This window comes from Chryseobacterium culicis (genome assembly GCF_900108365.1).
Lineage (GTDB): Bacteria > Bacteroidota > Bacteroidia > Flavobacteriales > Weeksellaceae > Chryseobacterium > Chryseobacterium culicis.
Genome location: NZ_FNWQ01000009.1, coordinates 24,959 through 37,346, shown reverse-complemented (window position 1 = coordinate 37,346; position 12,388 = coordinate 24,959). Strand labels below are relative to the sequence as shown.

At 37.5% G+C, this 12,388-nt stretch carries 13 protein-coding genes; 4 read left to right on the top strand and 9 right to left on the bottom strand.

What is annotated here, in order from left to right; translation table 11 throughout:
• Nucleotides 1-209: 209 nt before the first annotated feature.
• The gene (gene holA, locus BLW74_RS21235; protein WP_089696629.1) at nt 210-1,247 is read right to left on the bottom strand and encodes a DNA polymerase III subunit delta; all 1,038 of its coding nucleotides are present in this window, start codon (nt 1,245-1,247) and stop codon (nt 210-212) included.
• A gap of 7 nt (nt 1,248-1,254) precedes the next feature.
• Here holA and BLW74_RS21230 point away from each other — a divergent pair, with 7 nt between their 5' ends.
• On the top strand, nt 1,255-1,686 hold the full coding sequence (locus BLW74_RS21230; RefSeq protein WP_089696625.1) for a type I restriction enzyme HsdR N-terminal domain-containing protein: 432 nt from the start codon (nt 1,255-1,257) through the stop codon (nt 1,684-1,686).
• 92 nt (nt 1,687-1,778) lie between these two features.
• A complete protein-coding gene (locus BLW74_RS21225) occupies nt 1,779-2,522 on the top strand; it encodes a dienelactone hydrolase family protein (RefSeq protein WP_089696622.1) in 744 nt (247 codons plus the stop codon).
• Nucleotides 2,523-2,582: 60 nt separating this feature from the next.
• Here BLW74_RS21225 and BLW74_RS21220 read toward each other — a convergent pair whose 3' ends face one another.
• The 4 genes from BLW74_RS21220 to BLW74_RS21205 all read right to left on the bottom strand — a co-directional run bounded on the left by BLW74_RS21220 (nt 2,583) and on the right by BLW74_RS21205 (nt 4,758).
• Nucleotides 2,583-2,954: a cupin domain-containing protein gene (locus BLW74_RS21220; protein WP_089696619.1), complete on the bottom strand. Its 372-nt coding sequence runs from the start codon at nt 2,952-2,954 to the stop codon at nt 2,583-2,585.
• Nucleotides 2,951-3,478, bottom strand: a complete 528-nt coding sequence (locus BLW74_RS21215) for a GNAT family N-acetyltransferase (RefSeq protein ID WP_089696616.1) — start codon at nt 3,476-3,478, stop codon at nt 2,951-2,953. The genes BLW74_RS21220 and BLW74_RS21215 overlap by 4 nt, the downstream gene beginning before the upstream one ends.
• Before the next feature lie 3 nt (nt 3,479-3,481).
• Nucleotides 3,482-4,084, bottom strand: a complete 603-nt coding sequence (locus BLW74_RS21210; RefSeq protein ID WP_089696612.1) for a DUF2911 domain-containing protein — start codon at nt 4,082-4,084, stop codon at nt 3,482-3,484.
• Nucleotides 4,085-4,248: 164 nt separating this feature from the next.
• Nucleotides 4,249-4,758: a methylated-DNA--[protein]-cysteine S-methyltransferase gene (locus BLW74_RS21205; RefSeq protein WP_089696609.1), complete on the bottom strand. Its 510-nt coding sequence runs from the start codon at nt 4,756-4,758 to the stop codon at nt 4,249-4,251.
• 177 nt (nt 4,759-4,935) lie between these two features.
• Between BLW74_RS21205 and BLW74_RS21200 the strand changes: the two genes are divergently transcribed.
• Together BLW74_RS21200 and BLW74_RS21195 are read left to right on the top strand one after the other, a co-directional pair.
• Nucleotides 4,936-5,709, top strand: coding sequence for a hypothetical protein (locus BLW74_RS21200; protein ID WP_228425002.1), 774 nt, complete (start codon nt 4,936-4,938; stop codon nt 5,707-5,709).
• A 73-nt stretch (nt 5,710-5,782) separates the two neighbouring features.
• The gene (locus BLW74_RS21195; RefSeq protein ID WP_089696607.1) at nt 5,783-6,829 is read left to right on the top strand and encodes a hypothetical protein; all 1,047 of its coding nucleotides are present in this window, start codon (nt 5,783-5,785) and stop codon (nt 6,827-6,829) included.
• A gap of 174 nt (nt 6,830-7,003) precedes the next feature.
• Here the strand turns inward: BLW74_RS21195 and BLW74_RS21190 are convergent, their stop codons facing one another.
• The 4 genes from BLW74_RS21190 to carB form a co-directional block, all read right to left on the bottom strand.
• Entirely contained in the window at nt 7,004-7,504 is a 501-nt protein-coding gene (locus tag BLW74_RS21190; protein ID WP_089696604.1) for a hypothetical protein, read from the bottom strand.
• Nucleotides 7,505-7,706: 202 nt separating this feature from the next.
• Nucleotides 7,707-8,543 carry a hypothetical protein gene (locus tag BLW74_RS21185; protein WP_089696601.1) on the bottom strand — a complete coding sequence of 279 codons (837 nt, stop codon included), beginning with the start codon at nt 8,541-8,543 and terminating at the stop codon, nt 7,707-7,709.
• Between the two features lie 14 nt (nt 8,544-8,557).
• Entirely contained in the window at nt 8,558-9,001 is a 444-nt protein-coding gene (locus BLW74_RS21180) for a hypothetical protein (RefSeq protein ID WP_089696598.1), read from the bottom strand.
• 195 nt (nt 9,002-9,196) lie between these two features.
• Entirely contained in the window at nt 9,197-12,379 is a 3,183-nt protein-coding gene (gene carB, locus BLW74_RS21175; RefSeq protein ID WP_089696595.1) for a carbamoyl-phosphate synthase large subunit, read from the bottom strand.
• Nucleotides 12,380-12,388 lie beyond the last annotated feature (9 nt).

The window sequence follows — 12,388 nt, the reverse complement described above, 5'->3', positions numbered from 1 at the left end:
GCTAATTTCGGAATTTTTAATTTCTCCTTAAAGTTATTTTAATGATACTTGTCAATATCTGATATGTTGAATTTCGATGGCAGCTGTTTTCACGGTTCGGAAGTTCGGGTTACACGAATTTAGATTACGAAAATTAAAAAAAACTTCTTTTTTTTTATCTCTCCTATCTTATAATTTGAAGGACTTATCTTTCTCTCCCGCATCTCGCCTCACACCTTCATCTTAATCTTATCTACATTAATAATTTTGTACACCAGCTCTCTGATCAGTTCTGCTTCTCCCATATTAACGGCTCCAAGACCTTTCCCTTTCATATCGAATTCGCGCAGAATAGAAATAACTCTTGTCGCATGTTTCAGAGGATAGAGCCTGGCACTTTCTGCGTAGTCTTTGATGAAATACGGATTTACGCCCATCTGTGATGCAATGGCCTGTGGAGGCTGCCCAGCCATAGTCTGGTAGATGATAACATTCGAAAAATAATTGTAAAGGCTTGCCAGCATCATGACGAAGGGATTATTCTTCGGATTTTTACCCATGAAGTGGGCAATCTTAAAAGCAGCATTGGCATTTTTGGTTCCTAAAGCCTTTTGAAGTTCAAAAACGTTATATTCTTTGCTGATTCCGATATGGTTTTCAACAATACTTCCATCAAGAATTTCGCCTTCTTTAAGGATGATTTTTAACTTGTTCAGTTCGTTGGCGATTCTTGACAAATCGTTGCCCAGATATTCTGCCAGAAGATGAGAAATATTCGGGGCTGTATTGATTTTAAGTTTTGCACATTCATCCGAAATCCATTTCGGAAGATTGTTTTCTCTTACAGATTCGCTCAGGAAAAGGGCTTTGGCTTTATCTAAGACTTTGGCGGCTTTTTTTCTGCTGTCCAGCTTCTTATGCTTATGGGCAAAAACCAGTACTGTAGAGGGTACCGGATTTTCTACGTAAGATTCCAGAATTCTGTTTTCCTCTTCATTGAGTCTTAAGTCCTGAGCTTCTTTTACAATAATCACCTGCTTATCTCCCATCATCGGAAACTGTCTCGCCAGAGAAAGTATTTCCTGATAAGATGTATCTTTTCCGTAAGTCACGGTCTGGTTGAAAGCTTTTTCGTCTTCTTCCAAAAAGTTGTGTTCGAGGGCTTTTACGGCAACGTCAATAAAGTAGGCTTCTTCTCCGTGGAAAAAATAAATAGGTAAAACTTCTTTATTTTTAATATTTTTGAGGATTAAATCTAATTCTTTCATCTTACTAATGGAACTTCCAAAACTGAATTTTCAGGAAACTTTTGATTTTAAATTCAAGAAAGACAAAGATAAGTTTTTTATTTATGATTTGGTTCGTAAAACTTATCTTCTGCTCACTCCTGAGGAATGGGTCAGACAGCACTGGATACATTATTACCTTACCATAAAATCGTATTCTACATCTGCCTTGATTACCGAAAAAAAGATTATTCTGAACGGTCTTACCAAACGAATTGACCTTTTGATTACTGAAAAAACAGAACCCGTAATTCTGATTGAATGTAAGGCGCCACAGATTAAATTAACCGAAAAAACTTTTGAGCAGACAGCCAGATATAATTCTATTATCGGAGCGAAAGAAATCATCCTTACCAATGGTCTTCAGCATATCAATGCTTACTATCAGAACGGAGAATATCAGTTTTACAGACAGGAATAAAAGAATTGAAGAAATTCTTCCCTGAAGTTGAGTTCTTTTAAATAATTCCTTACATTTAATCCTGTTTTACAATCAACTAATTCACAATAATTATGATACGTTCCATCTTATTAACCACAATGATTATGGCTTCAGGAACCCTTTTCAGTCAAAAATTAAAAACCGTTTCCTATCAGGACGGCACACAGAAACTGAATGGTCTGGTCACTTCCAATGCAGGAAAAAAGCTTCCCGGAGTATTGATTCTTCCGGCCTGGAAAGGTATTGACGAGGAAGCTAAAACGGCAGCTGTTGAACTGGAAAAACAAGGCTACATTGCTTTTATTGCGGATATCTATGGTGAAGGAAAAATTCCCACAGACAATGAGTCTGCTGCCAAAACTTCCGGATATTACAAACAAAATTATCAGGAATACCAAAAAAGAATTTCGCTGGCATTGGATCAGCTGAAGAAAAATGGGGCAATTTCTGATAAAGTAGCGGTCATCGGATACTGTTTCGGAGGTACCGGAGCATTAGAATCTGCAAGAGGACATCTTCCTGTAGCAGGCGTTGTTTCTATTCACGGAAGTCTTGCGAAAGACCAGAGTCGAAAAAATGATGCTTTAACTGCTAAAATTCTTGTTGAAAATCCAGCTGATGATAAAAGCGTGACTGCAGATGATTATAATAACCTCATCAAAGAAATGAATGAAGGGAACGCCGATTGGCAGATCATCACCTATGCTCATTCTAAACATACCTTCACAGATCCCAAATCACCGGATTATAATGAAATAATGGCCAAAAGAGCCTGGAATCATACGCTGATGTTCCTGAAAGAAATTTTAAAATAGTATCAAAAAGGCAAATTCGCGGGTGAGCAAATTTGCCTTTTAATATTATTTAAATGTTTTTTAGTCTACGCCTTCTTCTTCTCTGTGTACCAGCTCCATAGAGAAAGCAGGAAGACAGATGGCAAGATACTCGCACGGTTCTGAAAACGGATTGCTGTAACGGATTCGTGCTCCTTTTTCAATCAGGATGCTCTGTCCTCTTTCCAAAACGACAATCTCACCGTCGATTTCAAACTGTTTTTTCCCCGAAATGATATAGGTGAATTCATCAAATTCCGGGGTCTGATGAGGCTCACTCCAATCCGGCGGGGCTACCATATGAGCAATAGAAACATTGGAATTTCCTGTAGAATTTCCCCAATGTTCTTCAATCAGCTTTCCGTCTGTAGTAGGGACGATAAAAGGCGACTGTTGAATTTTGAATTTTTTCATACCCAGTTTTCTTTTTTTATCTCATATACGAAATTGGTTCTGGAAGCTTCTCCAAAATAAGCAACCTCTTCTTCAGCAATTTTTTGTCCTCCCAATCTTTCCAAAGCGGTCTGCGAACGGAAATTTTCTTTTCCGACATGAAAATGAACTTTATCTACAAATTGAAAGATATAATCCAGCATCAGCTTTTTAACCTGAGGATTGATCCCTTTTCCCCATGATTTTGTACCGTAGAAAGTATACCCGATGAAAATATGATTATCTTCTTCATCAAAATCATAATAACGGCTGCTTCCCAATACATCTCCGGTAGCTTTCTCAATAATTTTGAAAGCACCTTTACTTTCCATAGCTCCTGTAAAAAAGTTTTCAAAAACTTCTCTCTTATACCGGTCTTTATTCGGGTGTTGTTCCCAGACTTTAGGGTCGGATGCCACTTCATATAAAGATTCAAAATCCCCTTGCTGTAAGGGGATTAACTGAAATTCTTCATTCTCTAAAACAGGCTGAACAGAAAAATTCATTTTTTAGCTCTTTTTAGTAGAATCAGATTCTATTTTCTTGATTTCCTTAAGTTTATCAGAAATCTTGATCACGGTGTCTAATTTTGATGGTTTCAAAGGAACTTCTGCCTGAGCCATATCCCATTTGATTACCAGATTTCCCGAGTTTTCGTCTGTAGGATTCAGGGTAATTTCAAACCATTCCTGCTTATCTGCCAGTTTACTAACCGGTACGGTAACATCTACTACATCCTGTTTAGGATCGTAGGTGTAAGCTCCCCATTGCTGAAAGTCTTTATTCAGGATAACTTTCCATTCTTTTTCTGTAGGAATAATGAATAATCCGTATGTTCCTGCAGGAACTGTTTTACCTCCGAAATTAACAGACTGTCCGAAAGTAATTTTTGTAGATGAGTTAGCTCCTGCTCTCCAAACCTGTCCGTAAGGAACTAATTCTCCGAAAATCTTACGTCCTTTCACTCCCGGTCTTCCGTAGTCGATGGAGATCTTGGACATTGAAAACTGCTGCTCTACCTTCTGACGCGGACTTGCTGCCGGCACAGAATAATCCTGAGCAAAACTGAATGCTGAAATTGAAATGCAAAGTGCTGCTATTAACTTTTTCACGTGTAAATTTTTGTTTAAAATTACAAAAATCAAAACGAAATAGCTTTCTTAAAGTTTATTAATTTTTGTTTTCCCGATATTCTTCTATTAGGATAATTTCTTTCTGCTTCCACTCTTTTAGCAAGGATTTGATCTCCAATTTTGTATTGAAAAGTAAAAAATTTTCAGAACAGAATAGCCTTTTCCAGCTCCAGCAGTTTTTGTTTTCTCCAGATACCGCCGGCATACCCTACCAGCTCACCATTAGAACCGATCACCCGATGACAGGGAATTAAAATGGCAATTTTATTGATCCCGTTGGCAGTTCCTACAGCACGTATTGCTTTGGGATTTCCAAGAATTTCAGACTGCTGCTTATAGGTTCTTATCTCACCCATCGGAATTTCACGGAGAAGCTGCCAGACCTTTTCCTGAAATTCAGTTCCTGTGATCAACAGCGGAACTTCAAAATGATTTCTCTTTCCTTCAAAATATTCTTTCAGTTCATTTTCAAGCTGTACAAAATGATGATGTTCTTTTTCTACAATTTCACCGTTCAAGACCTTTGATAAAGACTTCAGCTGTTTTTCAATATTTTTCCGGTCTGTAAATTCAAGCAGGCATATGCCCTGATCTGCTGCACAGGCAATCATTTCCCCCAATGGAGTGGATATGTTTTTTTGATGTATTTCCATTGATGTAAAATTAAACTTTTTAAGAATCGTTTTTATTTTTTAATGCGCTAAAATTGGTTTATCTAAGTTTGGTTTGAAATCGTAATTGGCATTAGTTTTTTCTACCATTTTACTTTATTATTTGCTTTTTTAAAGATAATAGGTAATTTTAAGGTTTTAAAACACTAATCACCTATAATGCTCAAAAGAACAGTTCTTTTTATACTTTTTGCTGCCGGATTTTCCGGTATAAAAGCCCAGCAGACGATTCCCTTCCGGATCACGAAACATCATAATATCATTGTAAAAACCCTTGTCAATAAAAAGGATTCACTGGATCTGATGTTCCAGATCGCAATGAAAGATTATTCAGTTTCTCCCGAACGGCAACGGAAAGCAGATCACATGATCTTCGCCAAAGATGGAATAAGTGATTACAATACTGTACAAATAGGGAAAATTATACAGAAAGATGTTCGTTTTTATGATAATCAGTTAACGGGACATGAGGCTGACGGCAAAATCGGAACAGGAATTTTCGAAGGTAAAATTTTTAAAATTGATTATGACAATAACCAATTTGTGATGTACAATAAAATGCCTGATCTGAAAGGCTATGAGCCTATTCCTATTATTTTAAGTCATGACGGATTTTATCTTGCGGCAGATAATATTATAGATGATAAGCAGCAGGAAACTTATTTTGTACTGCAATCCGGATTTTCAGGAGCCCTTTTGTACAGCAACGAGTTTGCAGAAGCTAATAATCTGGATACCAGACTGAAGGTAACCGGGCAGAAAACTTTAAAAAATTCTGAAGGTAAAACTTTAACCGCCAAGCAGGCTGTCCTTCCCTATTTTAAGTTGGGAAATACTGTGTTCAAAGATGTCTCTGCAGGATTTTTCTCCGGAGAAATTAAGAATCAAAATGTCAGCTATTTGGGTGCTGATATGCTGCGCAGATTTATCTGAATTTTTGATGCCGAAAGGAAAAGGGCTTATATCAAACCAAGTAAATATTTTTCGGAACCTTATTATAAAATGAATGAGAATATATAAATTATTAAGAAAGATGACGAAGATCAAAACTATTTCAGCAATTATATGTTGCCAGCTGTTAATTACAGGCTGCAAGAAAGAAGAGAAGAAAGTAACTCCCCAAGAAACAAACATCATTAAAGATTCTGTAAAGATGACAAAAGCAGAAGACAGGATTGATTATACCAATTTTAATATCTTCAGTCTGTCTACCATTTCATCTGCAGAAAAAGATTCTGACGCAGATATTTTTATTTCTGTTTCAGATATCTATAAGGGAGTTCAACCGATTCCTGCGGAGATTGTTAACAATCAAAAACAAATGTCTTTTGAAGAACTTCAGCATTTTGAACTGGATGCTCCAAGCAGGAAAAAGCTCCTTGAAGGAATTCATCTTACAGAAAATGATTCTCTGTATATTTATAGGTATGACCGCAACAAGCTTGAAAAAATGCCTGTGAGCCAATTAAAAGCGGTAGCTTATTTGAGCCCCTATTCTGATAGTGAAGAAGTAGATCCGGAATCTTATATGATGGGCTTCCAGGTAGCTACTCATCAAAAAATGGCAGACGATGGTCTGTATAATAATGCTATTGCCTATTTTGGAAATAAAAATCCTTTTGTAGAAAATAAAATGAAGGCTGTCAAATGGCAAAAAGCCGGTGCTGATATTTCGGAAAGATATTTTATTACCCGCTCAAAACTTAATATGGGGAAAACCTACCAGTCGAAGTATGAAAATATGACCTATTACCTGCAGGATTATCTTGAAGAACAAAATGTTGTTGAACGCAGGCTTGTAGTTATTAATAATCACCAAGAAAAAATTGCTGAGAAGACATTTTCTCTTGCCGCGAGTGATGGTGGAGAATTTCTTCCTCTTTATGGAATAGAAACCGATGAAGCGAATATTTTTCAGTGGACGGGGCATCTTTTCAAAGGGAAACCTCCTGTAATATTTGGATTCATTGCCTATTCTTTTGGCTGTCCTTCCATTACTTTTTTAGATAAGAACGAGAAGAATTTCCCGATAAACTGTGATAACAGGCATTAAGTGATCTGCTCAATTCTTAGAAATCTGTCGGTAAAAATATTCTGTAGGAACGGGCTAAAAACCCGTTTTTTTGTTACTGCTTTTCAGGTTTATAAAATAAATTCCAGTTTTTTTTAATCTTACTCTTCGTGATCTGATAACTTCATCGCTGAAGAGGTAAGGTTTGGGTTATTGTTATATAACTGCAGCAGCCATCATTGACATATAGTAATTGGCACAATGCAAGGCATTAATTAAAACAATTTCTTTTTCCGCTATCATTTCAAAACTATCCGATGTGGTAATCTGGTATTCATAATTCATTGAGGTCCATTTCAGATGGGGTTTTATAACCATCAGCTCTACTCCTTCCTGGTCTGTAAGGACGAATGATTCTTTAAAAATCCCTCTGTGTTTGAAAAGGTATCCGTTCTTCACGCCATCAAAGTAGGTCTGTACCACAATTTCCCCATTCCAGTTCATCCTGAATTTCAGTAGCACTCTTTCCTGATCTTTCAGCTCAATGGTCGTTCCCCAAAACCCTTTCGGCTCCACCTGATAGGTTTGTCCACCAGCAATTTCTATGACAGCGTTGAACTTAAACCAGCTTGTATAGGTAAGCTTTCCAATTAATTTTTCTTCTTTTGTGATTTCAAAAGTTAAAGAATTGCTTGATTTTGCGTAATATTCTGCCATGGTTATATTTTGATTTGATGGAGTTGTATTAGTTTTTAAATAATATTAACAGCCTGAATTTTAACGCTCTAATTTATAAATAATTCGGTAAACATCATGTATTTTTAAGCTAATCCTATAAAAACACTTCCTAATTTATTTTAATCCTGTTTTTGTATTGAAAATTTGCTTTTAAATGTATGATATTATGGTAAAAAATCACTTAATTGCTGCCAAACCAGTATTTCCACTTCTGATCATCAATGCCAAATTTTCCCTGCCACCATCTTGCGGGATAACCAACATCATCATTCCTAATGAGTCTGTGTTCTCTTTTCGGATAGGTAATATATTGATCGGCATACCCAAAATGAGCATCATCATGTAAAATTCCAATAACTCCTAAGATTTCCAACAATCCCAATCTTTCTTCATCATTTGATTGTACTGTTTTTGAGATTCTCTTTTTAAGCTGAGAAATTCTGTCGCTGGGTTCTGATGTTTCAATAATTTCTTTCAGTTCATTGAGAATCCTGTAGTCATTTTCGGTGGGTTTAACGACCGGAAGTTTTGAAAACTGTTCTACATCAAATAAAATCTGGATTAAACTATCAAAGCAACATCCATCTTTGTATTTGAAATAATTGATGGTATTGAATTCGATAGGATCTTCAAATTCAGAAGTATGAAGCCCGCATATTGCACAGATGTCTTCATTAGGTTCCGGGCTTGGTGTAAAACTATGCTCTTCCAGACTTTCTGCGATACAGTAGCTGGATAAAAACGAGCGATATTCTAGCTGTCTTGTACTTAAACTATACACGAAAGCATCTACAACTTTCTGCTTTTCAATACCGGCCACAGCACTTTTAATTCTCCTGCAGATTTCATCATGACTTATCTCTTCCTGATCGTACATTACAGAGTGTTTCCTGGCATACGCAAAATCATCTTCGGAGATATACTGCATGTAGGTTTCCCAATAAAACCAATCCTCTAAACTTTCGTCCTGGGAAGCCTTTATGGTACTGAGTAAAATTTGTATTGCTTTTTTATCCATTATAACATTTTCATTTATTCAATTGTATAAACATAACTCTTACTGATGTATCTGCTTTTATTTATTAATTCTGAAGGATAAAATATCGTTCCATTAATCTCAACACTTTTAATCCTATATCTCCAGCTTCCATTATGGCTTGTGTACATTTTGGTTGTTGAATTTGGATAAAGCTCAAGAACAACAGAAGAATCTTTCACTTCTATTTTTTCAAGAGACTTTGGATTTTTGATTTTATAAAAAGACCGGGGTGACCATATTCCATTTTCATAATGAAATGCAAAGCTGTCTGATTCATTAGCAATTGCTTTTGAGATGGAATACCTGTAATTGATCTTAATTATTTTTTTGGAGTCAGTCAGGTTTTGAATATAGAAATCAGTTATCCAGGAACATCCTGAAAGTACTGCTCCGAAAATACAACATAGAAATCCTATCGTAAGTGATTTTATACTCATGAGACAGAGGTTTTGATGATTTTTGTAAAAATAGTCAGATAACTTTAATTTATTAGTTTTTTTGATAAAAAATCCCGTAAGAAAAAACATACGGGACACTAACGATTCATGCTTTCGGATTGAATAATTTGTTCTTAATAACAAAAAACCCCGCAAGATAAACTTGCGGGGTTGGAAAATATATTTTGTCCGAAATTACATCGTCTCCATTTTGAAGCTCATGCTTTCGATTACTTTTAAGATGGCTTCTACGGTATCCATTGAAGTTAAACAAGGCACTCCGTTTTCCACGCTCATTCTTCTGATCTGGAATCCGTCTCTTTCCGCCTGCTTACCTTTTGTAGTGGTATTTACAACGTACTGAACTTTTCCTTTCTGAATCAGGTCGATAAGGTTTACGCTTTCTTCTCCTATTTTGTATCCTATTTTGCAAGGGATTCCTTTTTCTTCGAAGAACTTCGCAGTACCTTCGGTAGCCCAGATTCTGAATCCTACTTCATGGAATCTTGCTGCCAGCGCTGCTGCCTCGTCTTTATGCTTATCCGCTACAGTGAAAAGGATAGAACCGTGCATAGGAACTTTTCTTCCCGCTGCTACCAATCCTTTGTAAAGTGCTTTTTCAAGAGTGGTATCTTTCCCCATTACTTCTCCTGTAGACTTCATTTCCGGGCCTAAAGAGATGTCCACTTTCGTCAGTTTAGAGAATGAGAATACCGGTACTTTTACAAATACTCCTTCTTTGTCTGGAACCAAGCCGTTTTTGTAGCCTAAATCTTTTAGTTTTTGTCCCAGAATTGCCTTTGTTGCAAGGTTCGCCATTGGAACTTCTGTGATTTTGGATAAGAAAGGAACTGTTCTTGAAGAACGAGGGTTTACTTCGATTACATATACATTTCCTTCGAAAAGAACGTACTGGATGTTCATTAACCCTACAACTTTTAATCCTTTTGCGAGTCTTTGAGTATAGTCTACCAGGGTATCAATCTCGCTTTGAGAGATATTTTGCGGCGGGTATACTGCGATAGAGTCACCGGAGTGAACTCCTGCTCTTTCGATGTGCTCCATAATTCCGGGAATTACTACGGTTTCACCGTCACAGATAGCGTCTACCTCAATTTCCTTTCCTACCATGTATTTGTCTACCAAAACAGGGTGTTCAGGACTTGCTTCTACTGCATTTTCCATGTAGTGAGCCAGTTCTGCTTCTGCGTATACAATTTCCATGGCTCTACCTCCAAGAACGTAGCTTGGACGCACCAATACCGGATATCCGATTTCGTTGGCAATTTTTATCGCTTCTTCTTTCGAAGTTGAAGTTCTTCCTTTAGGCTGAGGAATTCCAAGCTCCTGAAGTGCTTTTTCGAATTTATCTCTGTTTTCAGCTCTGTCAAGGTCTTCTAATGAAGTTCCTAAGATCTGTACTCCGTGAGCGGCTAATTTATCTGCCAGGTTGATTGCGGTTTGTCCTCCGAACTGTACCACAACTCCTTTTGGTTTTTCAAGCTCGATGATGTTCATTACATCTTCTTCTGTAAGAGGCTCGAAGTATAATTTATCTGAGATAGAGAAATCTGTAGAAACTGTTTCAGGATTGTTGTTGATGATAATCGCTTCATAACCCATTTCTTTAATAGCCCATACAGAGTGAACGGTAGCGTAATCAAACTCCACTCCCTGTCCGATTCTGATTGGTCCTGAACCCAGTACAATGATTTTTTCTTTGTCTGAAACAACGCTTTCATTCTCTTCTTCGTACGTTCCGTAGAAATAAGGGGTTTCACTTTCAAATTCAGCGGCACAGGTGTCTACCATTTTGTACACCGGCATGATTCCGTTTTCTTTTCTGAAGTTGAATACCTCACGCTCTTTCACATCCCAAAGCACTGCGATGTTGATATCCGCAAAACCTAATCTCTTAGCTTCGATTAATGTTTCTTTATCAAATTTGTTTTCAGCAATTACTTTTTCGAAGTCCACTAACTTTTTCAGTTTCCAGATAAAGAATTTGTCTATTTTGCTCCATTCTACAATCTGTTCCCAGTCGTAACCTCTTCTTAAAGCATCTCCGATGATGAATAATCTCTCATCATCACACACTCTGATTCTTCTTTCGATTTCTTCAGCAGTAAGTGCCTGAGCCTGCTTTGTTTTTAATCCTAAATGTTTGATTCCTGTTTCTAATGAACGGATGGCTTTCTGTAAGGATTCTTCAAGGTTTCTTCCGATGGCCATTACTTCACCTGTTGCTTTCATCTGTGTAGAAAGTCTTCTGTCTGCCGTTTCGAATTTATCGAATGGGAATCTTGGGAATTTTGTTACCACGTAGTCAAGAGCCGGCTCGAAACATGCGTATGTTTTTCCTGTTACCGGATTCATAATTTCATCCAGCGTTAATCCTACTGCAATCTTTGCTGCAATCTTTGCAATGGGGTATCCTGTTGCCTTACTAGCTAATGCTGATGAACGGGAAACCCTAGGATTTACTTCGATGATATAGTAGTCGAAAGAGTGCGGATCTAAAGCTAACTGTACGTTACATCCCCCTTCAATTCCTAACGCTCTGATGATTTTAAGGGACGCATTTCTCAGTAACTGATACTCTCTGTCTGAAAGCGTCTGCGAAGGTGCCACTACGATAGAGTCTCCTGTGTGAACTCCTACCGGGTCTATATTTTCCATGTTACAAACTACAATGGCGTTGTCGTTTGCATCACGCATTACCTCATATTCAATTTCTTTGAAACCTGCAATTGATTTTTCGATCAGACATTGTGTAACCGGGCTGTATTTCAGTCCCAATTCTGCAATCTCCTTCAATTCAGCTTCTGTGGAAGCGATTCCTCCTCCGGTACCGCCCATTGTAAAGGCAGGACGAACAATTACAGGATAACCGATCTCGTTTGCAAATGAAAGAGCTCCCTCTACTGTGTTTACAATATCAGATTCCGGTACCGGCTCATTCAGCTCTCTCATCAGTTCACGGAAGAGATCTCTGTCTTCTGCTCTGTTGATGGCAGAAAGCTTTGTTCCCAATACTTCCACTTTGCATTCTTCAAGAATTCCTGATTTTTCCAGTTCTACCGCCATGTTCAGACCTGTCTGGCCTCCCAGTGTTGGTAACAGTGCATCCGGACGTTCTTTTCTGATGATGTGGCTTACAAACTGTAATGAAATCGGTTCAATATATACTTTGTCCGCGATTTCCACATCCGTCATGATCGTTGCAGGGTTTGAGTTGATCAAAATTACTTTGTAGCCTTCTTCTTTCAGAGACAGACAAGCCTGCGTTCCTGCGTAATCAAATTCAGCTGCCTGACCGATGATGATAGGTCCTGAACCGATTACTAAAATTGTTTTTATATCTGTACGTTTTGCCATTTTTCTTTT

Coding starts and splice junctions, on each gene's coding strand:
- BLW74_RS21205 (WP_089696609.1), bottom strand. CDS start 4,758: ATGGAAATACATCAAAAAAACATATCCACTCCATTGGGGGAAATGATT.
- carB (WP_089696595.1), bottom strand. CDS start 12,379: ATGGCAAAACGTACAGATATAAAAACAATTTTAGTAATCGGTTCAGGA.
- BLW74_RS21180 (WP_089696598.1), bottom strand. CDS start 9,001: ATGAGTATAAAATCACTTACGATAGGATTTCTATGTTGTATTTTCGGA.
- BLW74_RS21185 (WP_089696601.1), bottom strand. CDS start 8,543: ATGGATAAAAAAGCAATACAAATTTTACTCAGTACCATAAAGGCTTCC.
- BLW74_RS21215 (WP_089696616.1), bottom strand. CDS start 3,478: ATGAATTTTTCTGTTCAGCCTGTTTTAGAGAATGAAGAATTTCAGTTA.
- BLW74_RS21200 (WP_228425002.1), top strand. CDS start 4,936: ATGCTCAAAAGAACAGTTCTTTTTATACTTTTTGCTGCCGGATTTTCC.
- BLW74_RS21220 (WP_089696619.1), bottom strand. CDS start 2,954: ATGAAAAAATTCAAAATTCAACAGTCGCCTTTTATCGTCCCTACTACA.
- BLW74_RS21195 (WP_089696607.1), top strand. CDS start 5,783: ATGAGAATATATAAATTATTAAGAAAGATGACGAAGATCAAAACTATT.
- holA (WP_089696629.1), bottom strand. CDS start 1,247: ATGAAAGAATTAGATTTAATCCTCAAAAATATTAAAAATAAAGAAGTT.
- BLW74_RS21230 (WP_089696625.1), top strand. CDS start 1,255: ATGGAACTTCCAAAACTGAATTTTCAGGAAACTTTTGATTTTAAATTC.
- BLW74_RS21225 (WP_089696622.1), top strand. CDS start 1,779: ATGATACGTTCCATCTTATTAACCACAATGATTATGGCTTCAGGAACC.
- BLW74_RS21190 (WP_089696604.1), bottom strand. CDS start 7,504: ATGGCAGAATATTACGCAAAATCAAGCAATTCTTTAACTTTTGAAATC.